The organism is Vibrio satsumensis, assembly GCF_050337435.1.
Taxonomy (GTDB): domain Bacteria; phylum Pseudomonadota; class Gammaproteobacteria; order Enterobacterales; family Vibrionaceae; genus Vibrio; species Vibrio satsumensis.
The window spans coordinates 159,705-180,360 of sequence record NZ_JAKJSX010000012.1; the positions used below are offsets into that span (position 1 = coordinate 159,705).

Here is a 20,656-nt window from a genome sequence, read left to right on the forward strand (position 1 = left end):
CGATACTGCTCTTATCTGCTCCTAAACCATTCAACTAGGTTGATAATAAACACAATTTGTGGATAATGTTTACGGATTAAAATGACCGGATGCAAGCATCGTTTTTGCTGCGTTTGGTATTGACTATGCAGTGTGGTGTCACGAACGATCAAAGGGCGGTAGCATCTTGATTTTTCGATGATAAATGAGAGTTGGATCTTATTATTTTTCCACGTCAGCGCTATTTAAAGCCGCATAGCTGATAAAATTACGCGCTTAACTTCCTTTGGTGTCCTTTTGGGGATCACAATACATTCCACCTCTATTACTTGGTTAACATGAAGATCAATAAAAATCGTCTCCTTTTCGCGCTTATACCTGCATTGCTTGTAGGGTGTACGACTCCAGGTACTCACCTGTCTACTGGTGGTAAGAATGTGATTCAGCCTTCTGAGGAGCAACAAGAGTCTGATATTTCTGAAGTGGTGAATGTGTATCCGCTGACGGCGCAGCTAGTATCGACTTACCAAACGGGTACATTGTCGGTGTCACAAGCCAACCCTGAACTCGACGTAGATATCGCAAAGTATGAATACAAAGTCGGTGTGGGCGATATCCTAAACATCACGATCTGGGACCATCCTGAACTGACGATTCCTGCGGGCTCTTACCGTAGTAGTACCGAAGCGGGTAACTGGGTTCATGCAGACGGCACCATCTTCTACCCGTACATTGGTACAGTAGAAGTGGCAGGAAAAACGGTTCGTGAAATTCGTTCTGATATAGCGGAACGTTTGGCGAAATACATCGAAAGCCCTCAAGTCGATGTGAACGTAGCGGCTTTCCGTTCTAAGAAAACCTACATTACTGGCGAAGTGTCTAAACCTGGCCAGCAGCCAATCACTAATATCCCACTAACATTACTGGATGCCGTGAACCGTTCTGGCGGTTTGTCTGAAGATGCTGATTGGCGTAATGTGTCATTAACCCGCAATGGCGTGGAAGAGAACCTTTCGCTTTATGGCTTAATGCAACGTGGTGACCTAACCCAAAACCGCTTACTGCAAGCAGGCGATATTGTTCATGTGCCGCGTAACGATAATCAAAAAGTATTCGTTATGGGTGAGGTGAAAGAGCCTAAGCTACTGAAGATTGATCGCGTAGGAATGAGCCTAACCGAAGCGCTTAGCAACGTAGGTGGTATTAATGAACTCACTGCCGATGCAACGGGTGTGTTTGTGATTCGTACTTCTGATGATAAATCAGAACGCATGGCGGACATCTACCAACTGGACATCGAAGATGCATCAGCCTTAGTGATTGGCACCGAATTTGATTTAAAGCCTTACGATATTGTTTACGTAACGGCCGCACCAATCAGCCGTTGGAACCGTGTGATAGGACAGTTGCTTCCGACCATCAATGGATTTAACAACCTAACCGAAGGTATGTTGCGCGTTCGTAATTGGTAATAAATGAAGATTAATTATCAGGTTGCATTTAGCGTGTGACCTGATTTTTTTACATCTAGAAGTAAATCTTGTTTGTAAGCACGTTCAGTTTATAAGTGCATTCAGTTTACAGGTGCATTCGGTTTACGAAAAACTAACGCTATAAGTGAATTATGTTTAATAAAATTTTAGTGGTATGCGTGGGCAACATTTGTCGTTCCCCGACGGGAGAGCGAGTTTTACAAAACTTGCTTCCAAACAAAGAAGTGGCTTCTGCCGGTATCGCGGCCGAGAAAAGTCGTTTAATTGGTAAGCCTGCAGACGACACTGCGATTTTAATTGCCGCTGAAAATGGGGTTGATGTTGAAAATCATCAGTCTCAACAAGTCACACCACAGCTTTGTGCTCAGTATGACTTGATTTTGGTGATGGAGAAGGGCCATTTAGAAGCGCTCACTCAAATATCGCCAGAAGCACGCGGTAAAACCATGTTATTTGGTCAGTGGATTGGCCAAAAAGACATTCCTGACCCTTACCGTCAAAGCCGTGAAGCCTTTGAACACGCTTATCAGCTGATTGACGAAGCCGCACAAGCTTGGGCAAAAAAGCTTTAGAGAAGAGATAAGAGAGAAGAAAGTTAAGCGTTAGCCAAAGCTCGTTCTATATAGCTCGTTAAGCTTTCGAGACGGCCAGTTAAGTTTTAGAGATGCCCAGTTAAATTTTAGGTATACCCAGTAAAGCTGTGATACATAGCCACCAATAGAATCATATAAAAGAGAAGTGCGCGGAGCGTATTTCTCTTCAAAAAACTAGTTTAGGAAGTAGCAATCTGATGACAACACAAACCTCTCAGCAATCGCATACAGAGAACTCTGATGAGATCGATTTAGGAAAACTGCTTGGCATTCTGCTGGACGCTAAATGGCTAATCATGCTGACCACATTCGCTTTTGCTGTGTTTGGTATTGCGTTTGCATTGCTTTCAACGCCGATATACAAAGCCGATGCACTGATTCAAATTGAAGAGAAGAGCTCTGGCGGTATTTCATCGATGGTCGGTGACATGGGCGAGTTGTTCTCTCAAGAATCTTCTGCGACGACAGAAGTGGAGATCATCAAATCTCGTATGATCTTAGGTGAAACGGTTGATAAGTTTAACCTAACGACGGTGACATCACCGAACTACGCACCCATCGTCGGTAAGGGTTTTGCTCGCTTAACCGGTGACATCAACCACATCGCAGTGAACCGCTTTACTTTGCCAAGCTATGCGAGCGCTTACGCACACACGATTCAGATTATCGATGCTGAGCAAGGCACCTACCAACTGGTTCGTGACGATGAACGCGTTATCTTGCAAGGCAAAGTGGGTGAGCTAGCAACAGCCGATGACTACAGCTTGTTTGTGGCTGGTTTTGAATCGCATAACGATTTTGAATTCTCTATTAGTCAACGTAGCCGACTAGAAGCGATCGAATGGTTGAAAAAATCGTTGTCTCTGTCTGAGCAAGGTAAGCAGACCGGTATTTTGAAGCTGAGCTTTGAAGGTGAAAATAAGCAGCAGATTTCTGCAATCCTCAATCACATTAGTCAGATTTACTTCTTACAAAATGTGAAGCGTAACTCAGCAGAAGCAGAGAAGAGCCTCTCTTTCTTAGAAAGCCATCTTCCGGGCATTAAATCTGAGCTGACGGGTTATGAAGACGTACTAAACAATTACCGCCAAAAGAACGAATCGATCGACTTGGGTTTAGAAGCACAATCAACCCTGAAGGTAATGGTAGAGCTTGAAGCGCAATTGAATGAACTGACGTTTAAAGAGAGTGAAATCAGCCAGCGCTTCACTAAAGATCACCCAGCCTACAAAGCTCTGCTTGATAAGCGTAAAACGCTATTGGGTGAGAAAGAGCGCCTGAACAAGCAAGTACAAAAGCTACCGAAAACACAACGTGAAGTACTGCGTATGACACGTGATGTTGAAGTAAACCAACAGATCTACATCCAGCTATTGAACAAGGTTCAAGAACTCAGCATCATCAAAGCCGGTACGGTTGGTAACGTTCGTATTTTAGATGACGCTCAAGCCTATGCTCGTGCTGTAAAACCGAAGAAGCCGTTGATTGTTGTATTAGCAACACTATTAGGTGGCATGCTAAGTGTCGCGTTTGTATTAGTGAAAGCGGCGTTCCACCGTGGTGTGGAAAGCCCAGACCAAATTGAACAAATCGGCCTTCCAGTTTACGCCGCGGTACCAAAATCTGATTTGCAGATAGAGCTAACTAACCGCTTTAAATCGAAGAAGCAGCAAACCAAGGGGACGCAAGCACTGCTTGCCGAATCGAACCCTGCGGATCTTTCGGTTGAAGCGCTGCGTGGCCTTCGTACCAGCTTGCACTTTGCGATGCTAGAAGCGAAAAACAACGTCTTGATGATCTCTGGCCCTGCGCCGGGCATTGGTAAATCATTCATCTCGACCAACTTTGCCGCAGTAGCCGCAAAAACAGGCCAAAAAGTACTGTTGATTGATGCGGATATGCGTAAAGGTTACCTACAACAAAGCTTCGGTGTGAATTGGGATAACGGCCTTTCTGATGTATTGAGCAGCAAGCAAGAGTTTGTTCAAGCAGTTAAAACTACACCAGTAGAAAACCTAGATATTCTTACTCGTGGCCAAGTGCCACCCAACCCATCTGAACTGCTGATGCACCCACGCTTTGCTGAGCTAATGGAATGGGCATCAAAAGAGTATGACTTGGTGATTGTCGATACCCCACCTGTACTGGCAGTAACCGACCCAAGTATTGTTGGCGCCTTCGCTGGCACCACATTAATGGTTGCTCGTTACGGCCAAAACACCATTAAAGAGATCGATGTGGCTCGTAACCGTTTTGAACAATCCGGTATCGAAGTGAAAGGTGTTATCTTCAACGCCATCGAGAAGAAAGCATCAAGTTCGTACGGCTACGGTTACTACAACTACGCATATTCGAGCGATAAGAAATAAAGTTAAAGAGCAGTAACGAGATGCGAGTAATCGGGTAAACGAAGAGCAGAAAGGCAGATACGAGATTCGAGTGGCAAGATACGAAAAGCGCCACTCGAATCTGCTCTTCATCTCTTCATCTCTTCGTTACTCGTTTACCCGCTACCCGCATCTATTCTTTTAAGCTCTTCGCATCTCGATACCCGTCACCCGCATCTGATCCTCTAGCTCTTCGCATCCCGTTTACCCGTCACTCGTATCTGCTTTTTAAGCTCTTCGCATCCCGTTTACCCGTCACTCGTATCTGCTTTTTAAGCTCTCCGCATCCCGTTTACCCGTCACTCGTATCTGCTTTTTAAGCTCTTCGCATCCCKTTTACCCGTCACCCGYATCTGCTTTTTAAGCTCTTCGCATCCCGTTTACCCGTCACTCGTATCTGCTTTTTAAGCTCTTCGCATCCCGTTTACCCGTCACTCGTATCTGCTTTTTAAGCTCTTCGCATCCCGTTTACCCGTCACTCGTATCTGCTTTTTAAGCTCTTCGCATCCCGTTTACCCGTTACCCGCATCTGCTCTTAAGCCTTTCGCATCCCGCTTACTCGCTACTCGAATCTATTTTTTAACCACGCCACCCGTCAAATACAATCCAATCGCCGCTAACACCGGATAACCAAACGCTTCATTGGTCATTTCCCCCAAGGGTTTCCAATCGTAGCCGTGCATGCAACCCAGAATTACCATCACATGCAGTGCCACATAAGGAATGGTGAACAACAACACAATGTAGCGTTGTACCAACTTAAAAGGTTCATACGCTTTAAGCAGTGCCAGCTTGTGCTTCGCTTTTTCTTCATCAGTAAAAAACATCGCATCTCCTGTGTTGGTGAGTGCATCTAACCCTTTGTTAATAGAAGACTGGCTCCCGAATATTCTTCCGAACAATGTCATGCTGCTCCTTGATTTATTGATGGTTATATACCGCCTTTCTCGTCACTCCCGCTCTTAAGCCTTTCGCATCTCGTTTACTCGAATCTGCTTTTCAAGCTCTTCGTTTACTCGTATCTCGCTACTCTCATCTGCTCTTTAAGCTTTTAATCTCTTCGCATCTCGATACCCGCATCCCGCATCCCGCATCCCGCATCTGCTCTTTTAGCTTTTCGCATCTCGCTTACTCGAATCCCGCTACTGCTCTTCCTGCTTTTCGTATCCCGTTTACTCGCATCCCGCATCTGCTTTTAATCTCATAACCGGACACGCTTTATTCACGCCCCAATCTTTATGCCCCTTCACATTCTCATCTGAAATCAAGAACTGCTCTTGCAAGGCTGCCACTAAACCAAACAGCGCCTTACGCTGCGCAAGCGTGAAGTTGTCTTCTGGTTGCAGCTCGGCATTACAGCCGCCGACCATACAAACCCCAATATTGCCCTTGTTGTGTCCTTTTACATGCGCGCCGGTTTGTGACAGTGGCCTGCCAAGTTCGACATCGCCATTACGACGAATAACAAAGTGATACCCCACATCGCGCCAGCCTCTCTTTTTATGCCATCGGCGAATCTCGGCTACGTCTATATCTTGCTGTGGTGGCGTGGCGCTACAATGCACAGTGATAAAAGAATATGGCGGACAAAAAGGTAAGCGGAGTAAAACTGAAACCAAGCTTAGAGAATAGGAAGTAGGAGATAAGCAAGGCTCTAACGAAGGGATGAGCTCTATAGAGTCGCCCTGTTCTTGTAAGTCAGCCGGCTCTTGTAAAACAGCAGGTGCTTCTAACGACTGGTGTGGAACTCGTTCAGTTGCTGGTGGAGTGTTTGACAAAATAAATCCTCGTGTTGTTGTAACCAAGTGATTAAAGACGTTGATAACGATTCTTCAAAATTAGGGTGCAGTGCGATGTGTTGTCGCAAACTGGCGACGACGGTTTTTGCATAGCCGGAGTGGTGGCTGACATAACGTAAATACATCACGTAATAACCCAGAGGCTGTCTGCGCCGTGCTCGGCTGATCATCCAACAAGTATCCTCATAGCTGGGGACGTCACCGCATTCATCCTCATTAAAATAACAACCTTCCATTTGGCTTTCTTTATAACCGCCGGCTTCATAGCTCAGTACTTGGCCAGACCCATCACTATCACTAAAAAATAACAGCTGGCGTGATTGATTCAGGGAACTAACGCGGCACTCGAGGCTCGCCATTCCGGGTTGGTACGCTGAAATAAAAAGAGAAACTATCGCCTTCATTAAGCACCTTATTGCTGCATGGGGAGGGCAATGTACTTCAACATTCTTGATTGGGGTTGGCGGTAATAGCGCGAAAATGGAGGGACACAGAAAAGTGAGAAGTGCTTCGAAAAATTACAGGTCAATAAGACTGGTGTTGCATATCTATCCGAGGCGTTTAACCAAACATCTTTTCTTACAACTTATCTCATGGGCGTTTCGCCCCTAAAGCGCCAAAAAGTGTTGTTAATGCTCTGTATATCAATGGATTTCTATACGAATGACTAATTAACAAGGAGCGTTAACCATGTGTGTTTCTCTAATTCTTTCTTTCATCCCATTAAAAACCGGCTCGCCGATAAGCAAGTTGGTGTTATTAAAATTGGCCGATAACGCCGACGCGCGTGGCGTCTGTTTCCCATCCCTAAATTACTTAGCACAATATTGCGAAGTGTCGGTAAGAACCGTGAAACGACACGTTAACGAACTCGAGAAACAAGGGTTTGTGAAGCGGATAAAGCGGTTTGATGATTCAGGGCGCCAGCGCAGCAATATATATCAGCTGCGCCTACCCAGCGACAGCCACATTCAGCAGGCCGATCTAGACCAAACGAATCAAGAGAACACCAATGCAGAACAAACAGGTTTACCGCCAGCCTCGTCGGAATATCCACAGAAAACAGAACACGCAAAGAAAACAGACCATTCAGACACTCCCCTGGGTGACTCAAGATCCAACACGGAGAGTGATCATCCTGCACACATAATCTTTCATAAAGAACACAAAACAGACATTCCTTGTGAAGAGCCCCTTCATTGCGAAGATAAAGAAAATACTACATTCCAAACAGAAAGTACCAATCAAGGAAGCTCAAAGAGTGAAGCCGTGATTCACCTGCTCACCAAAGAGGGGAGCGCGCCGATTTACCATGAGTTCACCACCATATTAGAGCGCACCTACCCCAAGTTAGATGTGCTGCAAGAACTGCACGCCATGCAAGCCTGGCTATACATCAACCCCGATAAGCGCAAACCCTTTGAGCACATTGGCCATTTTGTGAATGGCTGGCTAAGAAGAAGCGCCCAAGCCAAGGCGAAGCGAGACTCATCGCCGGTCTTTAAGCAAACACAAGCGGTGAAACCCTCAAAGAAACCTAAATCGATAAAAGCCATAGGATCAAGAAAAGCAGATGCGCCCACAACGGTTTCAAACCAAGCGCAGCCAATCAAAAGCAATCAAGCCCAAAGCAAATCTCAACAACCCACGCCTGTCTCTCAGGCCCTCGCGGACTACCAAGCCAAAAGCACCACCAACCCGTTCGAAGCGCGTATCAAGGCCCTAGTTCAATCCAAATCGCCCGGCACGGATTCTAAGCAGTGATCATTCGATTATTCACAGACTAAGCGCTTGTTGACACAGCCAAAAGCTCAGGAAAACCAAAAGCGAAGGCAGACCAAGCGCGAATATAGACAAAAAACGTCAAGAGACAAAAAGTAGAATTAGGGAGAGGGCAAATGGACGATATCAGCCTAAAAAAACTGACAACGGAAGAAAAAGTCACCATTTTGGAAAAAGAGATAGCGCGAGTGGAAGGGCGTATTGGCGAGTTCTTGAAACTGCTGGTTAACCACTACCCACAAGGGCTAACACGCACAGAGATTAAAGCGTTATTAGCGGTAAACAACAACCCAAGCTTTGTGTCGCTATACCGCAACGGCAATATTTTTATTGATATAGAGAAACGCTATTGCGATGCAGCACAAGAAAACAGGTACCACATAGGGACTCAGTATCTACAAGACGTACAATGCTCCCGCTGGGTCAATGCTTTGTGAGGCACTTGTCAGAATAAGGTAAATTGCAAACTGGTCAATATGCACTTGATTTGCTAGACTACGCAGCAAATTAAAACCGTATGAAAAACGCATAAACCTGAAACACAGTGAGAAATTGTGATGCATTGCCTGTAGGAGCCAAACCTAAGGGCGGTAGCGTACCTAAAAGCGAGTGGGGTGCAAGTGAAAAAACACTACAAGCTACAGAAAGGCTGCTTTTGGCGGCCTATTAGGGCGGTTTTTAAAAAGTCAGCAAAATCTAGGTTTTATAGGGGATAGTCGAAAATAGACTGTCTCAAAATGAATAAAAAATGTCTCACTAGTTTTCCATTGGCTGAGGCTCAAAGTTGTAAAAAATCTCCTCTTTTCATTTCACCTGTCGGTTGGAAATTTCATAGAATGACTAAGAAAAAAATACTCACGGTTTTTGGCACGCGCCCAGAAGCCATCAAAATGGCACCTTTGGTTCATGCTCTAGCGGCCGATGATCGTTTTGAAGCAAAGTGTTGCGTAACAGCTCAGCACCGTGAAATGCTTGACCAAGTATTAGAACTATTTGAAATCACGCCTGACTACGATTTGAATCTGATGAAAGCGGGGCAAACACTCAACGAAGTGACCGCTCGTATTTTATTAGAGCTTAAACCTGTTTTAGAAGAATTCAAACCTGATGTGGTATTAGTGCATGGCGATACTGCAACAACGTTTGCGGCTAGCTTAGCCGCTTACTACGAGCAAATCGCAGTCGGGCATGTTGAAGCAGGTCTCCGAACTGGCAATATTTACTCGCCTTGGCCAGAAGAAGGCAACCGTCGTCTAACTGGCGCGTTGACCAAATATCATTTTGCACCAACGCCAACGTCAAAAGAAAACCTGCTAAAAGAGAACTTTAATCCAGAATATATTTCAGTAACGGGTAATACAGTAATTGATGCGTTGTTGATGGTGAAAGACAAAATTGACTCTGATAAAGACTTGAACGCAACACTTTCTGCTCAATTCCCTTTCTTAGATGAAAACAAAAAGCTGATCCTAGTGACGGGTCATCGTCGTGAAAGTTTTGGTGGCGGCTTTGAGCGTATTTGTGAATCGCTTGCTATTACGGCTAAAGCACACCCGGATACGCAAATTTTGTATCCAATGCACCTCAACCCAAATGTTCGAGAACCCGTAAATCGTATTCTTGCGGACATTGATAACATTCATCTTATTGAGCCTCAGCAATACCTACCATTTATCTACTTAATGGGCCGCGCGCACATTATTTTGACGGACTCAGGTGGTATTCAAGAGGAAGCGCCTTCATTAGGCAAGCCTGTATTGGTAATGCGGGATACGACCGAGCGACCAGAAGCGGTTGAAGCGGGGACGGTTAAGTTAGTCGGCACTGATATTGACATGATTGTTGATAATTTAAATGAGCTATTAACAGATGAGAGCGCTTATCAGGCGATGAGTTTTGCCCATAATCCGTACGGTGATGGTAAAGCTTGCGAAAGAATTTTGAACGAATTAGAAGATTAAAAACTTAAGGTTAGATTAATTATGTCATTTGAAACAATTTCAGTGGTTGGTCTTGGCTACATTGGGTTGCCAACAGCTGCGATGTTTGCATCACGTAAGAAAAAGGTTATAGGTGTCGATGTCAATCAACATGCTGTAGATACTATTAATCGTGGTGAAATTCATATCGTAGAACCCGATCTAGATATGTTAGTCAGCGCAGCTGTGCAGCAAGGTTACTTAAAAGCGGTTACGACTCCAGAGGCAGCTGGCGCTTTTTTGATTGCAGTACCAACGCCTTTTCTTCCGATTGAAAATGAATGTGGTATTCCAAAGCCGGATCTGCGTTATATCGAAGCGGCATCTAAAGCAATTGCGCCGGTATTGAAAAAAGGCGACTTAGTGATATTAGAGTCTACATCACCAGTCGGCGCTACCGAACAAATGGCTGAGTGGCTAAGTGAAGCACGTTCCGATTTAACATTTCCTCAAACACACGGCGAAAGTGCAGATGTAAATGTGGCGCATTGCCCTGAGCGAGTTTTACCGGGCCATGTGGTAACAGAGCTTGTACAAAATGATCGCGTAATTGGTGGCATGAGTAAGCGCTGCTCAGAGCGCAGTGTTGAACTGTACAAAACCTTCGTGATGGGTGATTGTGTTATTACCAACGCCCGCACTGCGGAAATGGCAAAGTTGACCGAGAACTCATCGCGAGATGTTCAAATTGCATTTGCAAACGAACTTTCGATGATTTGTGACGAGTTAGATATTGATGTATGGGAACTTATTTCACTAGCAAATCGTCACCCCCGCGTAAGCATTCTTCAACCTGGACCTGGTGTTGGTGGACACTGTATTGCAGTAGACCCTTGGTTTATCGTTTCAAAAACGCCAGAGCAAGCGAAACTTATCCATACTGCGCGAAATGTGAATGATAAAAAACCAGAATGGGTAATTGAAAAAGTTAAAATAGCATTGGCTGATTTTTTGCAGATTAACCCAACTAAAACAGCTCAAGATGTCACTATTGCTTGTTATGGCCTTGCGTTTAAACCAGATATTGATGATTTACGTGAAAGCCCTGCGTTAGATATTACGAAATCAATAGCAGCATTTCATACAGGACAAGTACTAGCGATTGAACCAAATGTTGATTCAATTGATCATGATACGATCAAATTAGTGACTATTGATGAATCATTAACTAAAACAGATATTCATGTGATGCTTGTAGATCACCAACAGTTTAAGAAAATTAAACTCAATGACTCTTTCGTGATTGATACAAAGGGAATCTGGTGATGAAAATTTTGATTACTGGCGGTGCTGGCTTTATCGGCTCAGCGGTTATACGTCACATTATAAATAATACACCTGACAGTGTAATAAACGTTGATAAACTGACTTACGCAGGGAATTTAGAATCTCTTATCGAAGTGGATTCGAGCGAACGTTATTCGTTTGAGCAAGTGGATATTTGCAATCGTTCAGAACTTGACCGAGTGTTCGCTGAGCACAAGCCAGATGCAGTTATGCACCTAGCGGCTGAATCGCATGTTGACCGTTCGATCACTGGTCCTGCCGCATTCATCGAAACTAATATTGTCGGAACTTATACTCTATTAGAAGCGACTCGAGAGTACTGGAATACGCTTGAAGACAGTGCAAAATTGAAGTTTCGCTTTCACCATATCTCGACCGATGAAGTTTACGGTGACCTTCCGCATCCAGATGAGGTTCCTGAAGAGACGGACTTGCCAATGTTCCTAGAAACAACATCGTATGAGCCATCAAGTCCATACTCGGCGTCAAAAGCATCAAGTGATCATTTAGTTCGTGCGTGGTTGCGCACTTATGGGCTACCAACCATGGTAACCAACTGCTCAAATAACTACGGTCCTTATCACTTCCCTGAAAAGCTTATTCCACTGGTTATCCTTAATGCACTAGAAGGTAAAGATTTACCAATTTACGGTAAAGGAGACCAAATTCGTGACTGGCTATTTGTCGAAGACCACGCACGTGCACTCTACAAGGTGGCGACAGAGGGTAAAGTGGGTGAGACCTACAATATCGGTGGTCACAACGAGAAGAAAAACCTTGAAGTTGTGAATACGATTTGTGACATCTTAGATACGTTAGTACCGAAAGAGTCAGCGTATGCAGAGCAAATCACGTACGTTCAAGATCGTCCAGGTCATGATCGCCGTTATGCGATTGACTCATCTAAAATGCAACGTGAACTGGGCTGGGCACCAGAAGAGACTTTTGAGACAGGTCTTCGAAAAACAGTACAATGGTATTTAGATAATTCTATATGGTGTCAAAATGTACAAGATGGTAGCTACCAACGTGAGCGTTTGGGTGTAGAAGCAATTGAATCAAAGGCGAATAAATAATGAAAGGTATAGTATTAGCCGGTGGTTCCGGCACTCGTTTATACCCATTGACTCGTGGTGTATCTAAGCAGTTATTACCTGTTTATGACAAACCTATGATCTACTACCCCCTATCTGTATTAATGCTGGCAGGTATACGTGATATTTTGGTTATTACAACCTCAGAAGATAAAGCAGGCTTTGAGCGACTTTTGGGGGATGGTTCTGATTACGGAATTAACCTTGAGTATGCTGTGCAACCTAGTCCAGATGGTTTAGCTCAAGCATTCATTATTGGTGAAGAGTTTATTGGTGACGACTCAGTTTGTTTAGTTTTAGGCGACAATATTTTTTGGGGGCAGAACTTTACTCCAAAATTAAAAAGTGCGGTTGAGAATGCTAAAAAAGGAAAAGGAGCAACGGTATTTGGCTATCAAGTCAAAGACCCTGAACGTTTTGGGGTGGTTGAGTTTGACAAAAATAGAAAGGCTATCTCTATTGAAGAGAAACCTCATCAACCGAAGAGTCACTATGCTGTGACTGGCCTTTATTTCTATGATAATCAGGTGATTGAGCTAGCCAAAAAAGTTAAACCTTCAGATAGAGGCGAGTTAGAGATCACTACGTTAAATGAAATGTATCTTAATAAAGGTAAGCTTAACGTAGAAATGCTTGGTAGAGGGTATGCTTGGTTAGATACCGGTACACATGAAAGTCTGCTTGAAGCAGCTCAATTTGTGGAAACGATAGAAAAGCGGCAAGGCTATAAAATTGCCTGTCTGGAGGAGATTGCCTATAGTCAGAATTGGTTGAGCCGTATAGAAGTAGAAGCAAAGGCTAAGTTAATGAACAAGAATGATTATGGAAAATACTTATCAGCTTTGTTGAAAGGTTAATCGATGCCTGGCTTAAAACAGCAAGTCACAACGGGGTTGAAATGGAGTGCAATCGAACGCTTAACGACACAATTAGTTCAGCTATTGGTGATGTTAATGCTCGCACGTTTACTTGGCCCGACGGCATTCGGATTAATTGGGATGCTTACAGTATTTATTGCAATTAGTCAGGTGTTTGTTGATAGCGGCATGAGCTCTGCGCTTATTCGTAAGCTTGACAGAACTGAGCGTGATTTCGCTACAGCTTTCTACTTCAATATTACTGTTTCATTATTATGCTATGTATTGCTCTATGTTTGTGCACCCATGATAGCTGCGTTTTATGAGCAATCAGAACTCAATTTACTAATGAAGTGGATTGGACTTGTCGTGATTATCAACGCGTTTACTGTTATCCCTAAGACGAAACTGACGATAGAAATGGATTTTAAGACGCAAGCTAAAGCGTCTGTATTAGCTGTTTTGACTAGTAGCGTCGTTGGCCTCTCAATGGCATATCATGGGTTTGGAGTTTGGTCAGTCGTTGCTCAGACACTTACGTTTGCCTTCGCGAACGTAGTCCTTATAAACATGTTTTATCGTTGGCGGCCAACACTCGGTCCTTCATTGAAATCATTTAACGAACTTTTTGGTTTTGGCTCTAAGCTACTATTGTCTGGACTGATTGATAGTATTTATCAGAATATTTACCAATTAATTATTGGTAAACAGTTTAATGCCAGCGATGTAGGGCATTTCACTCAGGCAAATCAATTAACGAAAGTGCCGGCTCAAACATTTACAGCAATTATTCAACGGGTTACTTATCCGATGCTCAGTGGAATGCAAGAGTACCCGGAAAAACTTAATGCCGCATATTTACTAACTTTGCGTTTAGCAGGTGTAGTGATCTTCCCGTTATTGATGGGGCTAGCTATATTGGCCGACACGTTATTGCCTATAGTATTAGGTGATGTTTGGAAACCAGCTGCCATATTAGTGAGTATATTAGCCTTCGGCCTAGTACTGTATCCAATACATGCAATTAACTTGAACTATCTCCAAGTTAAAGGACGTTCAGACCTATTTTTAAAACTAGAGATTATTAAGAAACTTATCACAACTTTAATATTGTTTATTACTGTCCCGCTAGGGGTTACTGCCATTTGTATTGGCGTTGTTGTACAGTCTCATATTTCTCTATTAATCAATACCTATTACAACGGGAAATTAGGCAAGCTCACTTTGATATCTCAACTCCAAGGGTTGCTTCCAATTTGGTTACTTAGCTTTTTTGTATGCATACTAAGTAGAATGATAGCTGAAATCGTGGCAATGAATAGTGTCACTATAATTTTATTAACGATTTTTATTGCAATTCCATTATATATTCTGAGTATGAAAGTATTTCAAAATGATTTATATCAATATGTACTTTCGGCTCTCTTAAAGAAAAAAAATAGATAATATGAAAAAAATAACGGTAACTTCTCCTTTACTCCCACCATTAGATGAATTGACTCCCTATCTTGAAGATATCTGGTCAAGAAAATGGCTAACAAACAATGGGTATTATCATCAGGAATTAGAAAAAGCCCTTTGTGAGTTCCTTGATGTTCGATATATCAGCTTGTTTTCTAATGGTACGCTCGCATTAGTAACGGCTTTGCAAGCATTGGATCTAAAAGGAGAGGTGATTACGACGCCTTATAGCTTTGTCGCAACAAGTCATTCAATCATGTGGAATAACCTAACGCCAGTATTTGTCGATATTGATCCTCATACATTTAATATCGATCCTGATCAAATAGAAGCTGCCATAACCGAGAAAACAAGTGCAATTTTACCAGTACATGTTTATGGTAATCCATGCGAACATCGAGCTATTCAGAATATTGCGAATAAACATAATTTAAAAGTGATATACGATGCAGCGCACGCATTTGGTGTAGAAGAGAATGCAGAATCAATCTTGAACTTTGGCGACATGTCGATTTTAAGTTTTCATGCTACTAAAGCCTACTCTACCATTGAGGGAGGAGCTGTAGTCTCGCATACCAAAGAAATGAAAGAAAAACTGGACTGTCTTAAAAATTTTGGATTTGATTCGGAGACACAAATATCACTTTTAGGTTCAAATGCCAAAATGAATGAAATACAAGCAGCTTTTGGTTTAGCGACACTAAAGCACATTGATGAGTCGATTGAAAAACGGAAAAAAATCGCATACCAGTATCGAGAATCTATCGCTAAATTGAAGGGGATCTACTTTTTAGATGATATCGAAGGTGTTCGCCATAATTACTCTTACTTCCCTATAATAATAAATGAAGACGAATGTGGTTTAAGTAGAGATGCTATTTATGAAAAATTAACAGAAAATAGTGTACTTGCTCGTAGATACTTTTATCCATTAATAACAGACTTCGAGTTATATAAAAATAGTGATAATACTATCCAGCATCAAAGTGTAGTAGCATCAAGCATTTCCAATAGTGTAATATGTCTCCCAATACATCATGAATTAAAGGAAAGTGATATAGATTTCATACTGGGGCTTCTGAAATGAAAAAAAAAATAATAATATTTGGTGATTTACCGATAGCAACCAAAGTAGCTAAGTTTATTTCTGAATATGATGACGTTGAACTATCTTCGATAGTTATTGGAAACGGAGAGGTTAATAATAATGATCCTTGGGATGATGAGCTTCTAGTTGATTATGCAAATGCTAACCGAGTGAAAATAAAAACTCTTTCGGAAATATCAGGTAGCAACGAAGAATATGATCTAGGGATTAGTTGTAGATTTTCAAAGATTATTAAAAAGGATGTGATTTCTAAGTTTTCTTTGGGTATTGTAAACTTCCATGGGGGGTTACTTCCTGAGTTTGGTGGTTTATATAGTGTTGTCCATACGATTCTTTTGGGAAGTAACATCGGTGGTGGGACATTACATTGGATCAATGAAGGCATTGATACTGGGAATGTAATAAAGAGATGCGAATTTGAAGTTTCAGAAAAAGATGATGCATATGACTTATTTGTAAAGACACAATATGCACTATTAGAAGGCTTTAAAGAGGTTTTTGACGAAATCCTTATAGGGAAATCAAAAAGTATGTCTATTGAAGAGCTAGTATCAAAGGGATATATAAAACGATATTTTGATAGGAATAGTTTAACTGGGAAAAGATATATAGAGTTTGATGATTTAAATACAAAAAAATCTATAGATATAATACGAGCATTTAGTTTCCTAGATTACCCTTCGGCATACACTGAGATTTGTGGAACACCCATAAACTTAAGGTACAAAAAAAATGACGCCAATTGAATGTAACCTAAATTTCTATAAGAATTTAGGGGTTGATTTATATATAAAGAGAGACGATCTTTACCCTATTTCAGGAGGTGGCAATAAAGGAAGAAAAGCTAAATATATTCTAGATAAGTGTATTTTAGACGGTTGTAATGCAGTCGTAACTTGTGGTGGGATTCAATCCAATCACACCCGGGCAACAGCAATTCGATGTAAAGAATTAGGCTTAGAATGTACTATAATTATTCACGCTAAACCCAAAGAGAAATCATCCGGAAATTTGAAACTATTGGAGCTTCTTGGTGTTAGAATAGTGTATTGTGATATAGGAGATGTTTCAACGGTAATGGATGCTGAAATGCTTCGATGGTCCTCACTGGGATACTCTCCATTTTATATTTGGGGGGGGGGGCATTGTAATGAAGGAACGTTGGCTTATTTCGATGCAGTTAAAGAGCTAAAGGAACAAACAGACATTACATTTGATGCAGTATTTGTTGCTAGCGGAACGGGAGCCACACAAGCCGGTTTACATTGTGGCTTCAGGCGTTACTTTCCTGATTGTCAAGTTTACGGGATTAGTGTAGCACGGGACCAGCAAAGAGGATACGACGCTGTAGAAAAATCGGTAGCCGAATTTATTGAATACAAAGGGTTAAATAACAACTATCTCAACGAAATTAAATTTGACGATTCGTTTGTATGTGGTGGCTATGAGAAGACAACATCTGAACTTACCGACTTGATTAAGTCGGTTGCGGAAGCGACAGGCATAATACTAGATCCTACATACACCGGAAAAGCTTGGTTAGGAATGGAAGATCACGTAAAACATAAGGGTTTAGGGCCAAGTAAAACGGTTCTATTTTGGCATACTGGCGGATTACTCAACTTAATGGCTTAAAATGAATATTTTACTAACCTCTGTAGGTAGAAGAACTTATCTAATCGAATATTTTAAGGACGCACTAAAACCATATAATGGAAGGGTGTATGCGGCAAACAGCATTGAAACATATGCTCTTAAGCAGGCAGATTTTCATACGATAACTCCGGAAATTCATTCGGAAAATTATATAAAATACTTGGTCGACTATTGCATTGCTAACGATATAAGTGCAATTATTTCATTATTCGATATAGATTTGCCAATTTTATCAAAGCATAAAAAAGTGTTTGAAAATAATGGTATACATGTTGTTGTTTCTGACGAAGAAGTAATTGAAATATGTAATGATAAATGGAAAACATATCAATTTTTACTTGAAAATAAATTGCCGACACCGAAAACTTATCTTTCTCTTAAGGAGGCTTCTTTAGATGCTTTATATCCTCTAATTGTAAAACCTCGCTGGGGCATGGGCTCCATAGGAATTTATAAAGCAGACAACATAGATGAGTTAAATGTATTCTACAAAAAAGTTATGAAAGAAATATCAGAATCATACTTAAGATTTGAATCTGAAGCTGAAATTGAACAAGCAGTTATTTTACAACAGTTTATCAGTGGTTCTGAATATGGGATTGAGGTTGTCAATGACTTTAATAAGGACTATGTCACGACCTTATGTAAAATTAAATTGGCTATGCGAGCTGGCGAAACAGACCAAGCTATGATCATTGATGAACCAAAATTGAGTTCAATTGGAAGAGATTTAGCAGAAAAGCTAATGCATATAGGAGTTCTTGATACTGACTGTTTAGAACAAGATGGTAATTACTATATATTAGAAATGAATGCTAGATTTGGTGGTCAATATCCATTTTCTCACTTGGCAGGGGCTAACCTTCCAAAAATGATCGTTGATTGGCTGCACCATAAATCTACTAAAATTACAGATGCAACGGTGAGAACAGGAATTACCGTTATCAAAGATATACAACCTATTATACTTGAACACTAATGCCATTATGTCAGATTTAAGAAATGAGAAAAATATTATCGACTCTTGGGATTATAAGGATAAAGTTTACGTTAGCATAATTTGTCCAACCTTTAATCAAGAAGAGTATATCAGAAGTGCTTTGGATGGTTTCCTAACACAACTATGTGATTATAAATTTGAGATAGTCGTTCATGATGATTGTTCAACGGACCAAACAACCAATATTTTAAACAACTATAAAGAGCGTTACCCAAATATAATTAAGTTGATATTACAGGATGAGAATCAACACTCACAAGGGAGAAAGATAATCCCTATTGCTTTAGAGCATTGCGAAGGAGAGTACATAGCGTTTTGTGATGGTGATGACTACTGGTTTGACAGAAGAAAGCTACAAAAACAAATACTGGCCTTAGAAAAAAATAATAAATATACGTTGTCTTACAGTAAAGCGAAAGCAATATCCCCTAATGGCAAAGTTTATTCAATCTTTGGTTCAGGTCTTATTAGTAATTTAAATTATATTAAAAACGGAATACCTACGCTGACAGTTTTAATCCGCAGATCTGTCTGTGTCTCTTTTTTTGAAAAATTTAAAAGTGAACTGAATTCTTGGAAAATGTCCGATTATCCGCTCTGGCTTTATGCCAAAGACTTTGGTCAGTTTCATTATATTGGAGAAGTTACGGCTAATTACAGAGTTTTCGATACATCGGTATCTCGACCAAGTGATCCAATAAAAGTACTTAACTATAGGATGAGCGCTTTTAATATTTCGAGGTTTTTTATAAAATCCAGCTGTCAAAATATTGTTAATAAATGCTATTTGATTTTATTATTAAATTTATACGCTGCTGTTTGGAATATCAAATATAAACTTAGCAAAGTTAAGTGATTTGTTTCAGGATTTAATATGAGTTTTTAATGGGCTATTTATGCTATTTATTTTGAACCTTAATGTTTATAATGCAATTGCCGTGGTTTTGATATTACTTTATATGATGTTGTTTTATTTTGGAAGAGGATATCGGTTTTTTAATTCATGCACATTTGTAATTGCATTATACTTGGGCTCATTAATCGGCTCTTGGTTCCTAGACCCAACTTTAGTACCCAATATCGAAAAATATAGTTTGTTTGCAACTTTATTATTTGTTTTTTGCTTTCTAGCATTTGCTCTACCCTTAGTCTTGTCTCGTATTGAGAGAGTCAAATTTGTATACGTGGGCAATGAAAGGCTTTTTTGGTTTTTTTGCAAAACTCTAATCTTTAGCAATTGTATTGTATACCTATATTTTACTCCCCAATTAATTAGTATAGTAACTTCTGGTGAATCTATAATTAACCTTCGTTCACATGTAGTTGGGGGGACAGCTGATAGTGGGAGTGGGGTTTTATTTAGTTTTATTTCATTAATGACTCAATTTTACCCCATAGCTTTATTGTGTTTCTTTTATTCATTTTGTTATTATCCAGAAAAAAAAGCTCTTAACACATTATTATTTTGGTCTTCCACTGGCTATATTATAAACGTGTTTGCATCAATTGGTCGAGATGGCGTTGTATTGTGGTCCTTTTCTTTTGTTTTTACTTATTTGATTTTTTTCAACCAAATAGATAAATCTAGAAAAAGAAAGATTAAAAAATATTCATCTTTATTCTTTGCATTCTTCTTTGTGGTGTTTATTTCATTATCCATTGGTAGGTTTTATCGAGATGGTAATGTTTATATGTTTTTTCAATATATGTTGATGTATTTTAGTCAACAGTTTGGAGAGTTTAATCAGTACGTTAATAGTGTTTCTGAGTTTAGTTACGATTGGAGTAAATTATTTCCATTGTTAAATTATGTAGGCATGGGAAATGATAACGATATGACGCTGCTAGACGAACATTATCACTTTCTTTCCAATTACGGATTTAGTAAGTACGTATTCAAAACTTTCATTGGCTCCTTTTATATGTCAATCGGTTCCATAGGTATCATAGGTTTCTCTGTTTTACTTTCACTTTCATTATCGATACTATTTTATTTTAGGCGGAAAGATGTAGTCAGTTTAGGTTTGCTTGTTATATATACTGTTTATGCGCAGCTACTTCTACATGGTATTTTTTATTACAAATTAGCTCATAGCGTTAGTCAAGTTTATATCATTCTTTCTTTATTCGTTGCGATAGCTTTTCACTATAAGATTAAATTAAGTAATATTAGGAGTTAGC

At 40.7% G+C, this 20,656-nt stretch carries 19 protein-coding genes; 16 read left to right on the forward strand and 3 right to left on the reverse strand.

The genetic code is table 11. The features are described 5' to 3' along the window. Positions 1-317: 317 nt before the first annotated feature. From L4C44_RS16735 to L4C44_RS16745, 3 genes are all read left to right on the forward strand, one after another. The gene (locus L4C44_RS16735) at positions 318-1,451 is read left to right on the forward strand and encodes a polysaccharide export protein (RefSeq protein WP_123311747.1); all 1,134 of its coding nucleotides are present in this window, start codon (positions 318-320) and stop codon (positions 1,449-1,451) included. Between the two features lie 152 nt (positions 1,452-1,603). Continuing rightward, the gene (locus tag L4C44_RS16740; RefSeq protein ID WP_055320062.1) at positions 1,604-2,044 is read left to right on the forward strand and encodes a low molecular weight protein-tyrosine-phosphatase; all 441 of its coding nucleotides are present in this window, start codon (positions 1,604-1,606) and stop codon (positions 2,042-2,044) included. Positions 2,045-2,262: 218 nt separating this feature from the next. Then, a complete protein-coding gene (locus L4C44_RS16745; protein WP_428805405.1) occupies positions 2,263-4,434 on the forward strand; it encodes a polysaccharide biosynthesis tyrosine autokinase in 2,172 nt (723 codons plus the stop codon). A 590-nt stretch (positions 4,435-5,024) separates the two neighbouring features. On the opposite strand, the gene L4C44_RS16750 is transcribed toward L4C44_RS16745, so the two are convergent. The 3 genes from L4C44_RS16750 to L4C44_RS16760 all read right to left on the reverse strand — a co-directional run bounded on the left by L4C44_RS16750 (position 5,025) and on the right by L4C44_RS16760 (position 6,655). Continuing rightward, the gene (locus tag L4C44_RS16750) at positions 5,025-5,360 is read right to left on the reverse strand and encodes a hypothetical protein (RefSeq protein WP_016784030.1); all 336 of its coding nucleotides are present in this window, start codon (positions 5,358-5,360) and stop codon (positions 5,025-5,027) included. 264 nt (positions 5,361-5,624) lie between these two features. Continuing rightward, a complete protein-coding gene (locus tag L4C44_RS16755) occupies positions 5,625-6,128 on the reverse strand; it encodes an N-acetylmuramoyl-L-alanine amidase (protein WP_428805442.1) in 504 nt (167 codons plus the stop codon). Between the two features lie 53 nt (positions 6,129-6,181). Continuing rightward, the gene (locus L4C44_RS16760; RefSeq protein ID WP_428805406.1) at positions 6,182-6,655 is read right to left on the reverse strand and encodes a hypothetical protein; all 474 of its coding nucleotides are present in this window, start codon (positions 6,653-6,655) and stop codon (positions 6,182-6,184) included. A 286-nt stretch (positions 6,656-6,941) separates the two neighbouring features. Here L4C44_RS16760 and L4C44_RS16765 point away from each other — a divergent pair, with 286 nt between their 5' ends. The 13 genes from L4C44_RS16765 to L4C44_RS16825 all read left to right on the forward strand — a co-directional run bounded on the left by L4C44_RS16765 (position 6,942) and on the right by L4C44_RS16825 (position 20,655). Next, a complete protein-coding gene (locus tag L4C44_RS16765) occupies positions 6,942-8,015 on the forward strand; it encodes a helix-turn-helix domain-containing protein (protein ID WP_428805407.1) in 1,074 nt (357 codons plus the stop codon). A 134-nt stretch (positions 8,016-8,149) separates the two neighbouring features. After that, a complete protein-coding gene (locus L4C44_RS16770) occupies positions 8,150-8,470 on the forward strand; it encodes a hypothetical protein (protein ID WP_086971904.1) in 321 nt (106 codons plus the stop codon). Between the two features lie 399 nt (positions 8,471-8,869). After that, positions 8,870-9,994 (forward strand): non-hydrolyzing UDP-N-acetylglucosamine 2-epimerase, encoded by a 1,125-nt coding sequence (wecB, locus tag L4C44_RS16775; protein ID WP_428805408.1) that lies wholly within the window; start codon positions 8,870-8,872, stop codon positions 9,992-9,994. Between the two features lie 21 nt (positions 9,995-10,015). Further along, a complete protein-coding gene (wecC, locus tag L4C44_RS16780; protein ID WP_428805409.1) occupies positions 10,016-11,278 on the forward strand; it encodes a UDP-N-acetyl-D-mannosamine dehydrogenase in 1,263 nt (420 codons plus the stop codon). After that, positions 11,278-12,375 carry a dTDP-glucose 4,6-dehydratase gene (gene rfbB, locus L4C44_RS16785; protein ID WP_428805410.1) on the forward strand — a complete coding sequence of 366 codons (1,098 nt, stop codon included), beginning with the start codon at positions 11,278-11,280 and terminating at the stop codon, positions 12,373-12,375. The genes wecC and rfbB overlap by 1 nt, the downstream gene beginning before the upstream one ends. Next, positions 12,375-13,250 (forward strand): glucose-1-phosphate thymidylyltransferase RfbA, encoded by an 876-nt coding sequence (gene rfbA / locus L4C44_RS16790; protein WP_428805411.1) that lies wholly within the window; start codon positions 12,375-12,377, stop codon positions 13,248-13,250. Before rfbB ends, rfbA begins: the two co-directional genes overlap by 1 nt. A 3-nt stretch (positions 13,251-13,253) precedes the next feature. Beyond that, the gene (locus L4C44_RS16795; RefSeq protein WP_428805412.1) at positions 13,254-14,696 is read left to right on the forward strand and encodes a lipopolysaccharide biosynthesis protein; all 1,443 of its coding nucleotides are present in this window, start codon (positions 13,254-13,256) and stop codon (positions 14,694-14,696) included. A 1-nt stretch (position 14,697) separates the two neighbouring features. Beyond that, on the forward strand, positions 14,698-15,798 hold the full coding sequence (locus L4C44_RS16800) for a DegT/DnrJ/EryC1/StrS family aminotransferase (RefSeq protein WP_428805413.1): 1,101 nt from the start codon (positions 14,698-14,700) through the stop codon (positions 15,796-15,798). Beyond that, entirely contained in the window at positions 15,795-16,565 is a 771-nt protein-coding gene (locus L4C44_RS16805; protein WP_428805414.1) for a formyl transferase, read from the forward strand. Before L4C44_RS16800 ends, L4C44_RS16805 begins: the two co-directional genes overlap by 4 nt. Further along, positions 16,552-17,454 carry a 1-aminocyclopropane-1-carboxylate deaminase/D-cysteine desulfhydrase gene (locus L4C44_RS16810; protein WP_428805415.1) on the forward strand — a complete coding sequence of 301 codons (903 nt, stop codon included), beginning with the start codon at positions 16,552-16,554 and terminating at the stop codon, positions 17,452-17,454. Before L4C44_RS16805 ends, L4C44_RS16810 begins: the two co-directional genes overlap by 14 nt. Position 17,455: 1 nt before the next feature. Then, complete coding sequence (locus L4C44_RS16815; RefSeq protein WP_428805416.1) at positions 17,456-18,454, forward strand: ATP-grasp domain-containing protein; 999 nt, start codon at positions 17,456-17,458, stop codon at positions 18,452-18,454. A gap of 7 nt (positions 18,455-18,461) precedes the next feature. Next, entirely contained in the window at positions 18,462-19,331 is an 870-nt protein-coding gene (locus L4C44_RS16820; protein WP_428805417.1) for a glycosyltransferase, read from the forward strand. A gap of 40 nt (positions 19,332-19,371) precedes the next feature. Next, positions 19,372-20,655: an O-antigen polymerase gene (locus L4C44_RS16825; protein WP_428805418.1), complete on the forward strand. Its 1,284-nt coding sequence runs from the start codon at positions 19,372-19,374 to the stop codon at positions 20,653-20,655. Position 20,656 lies beyond the last annotated feature (1 nt).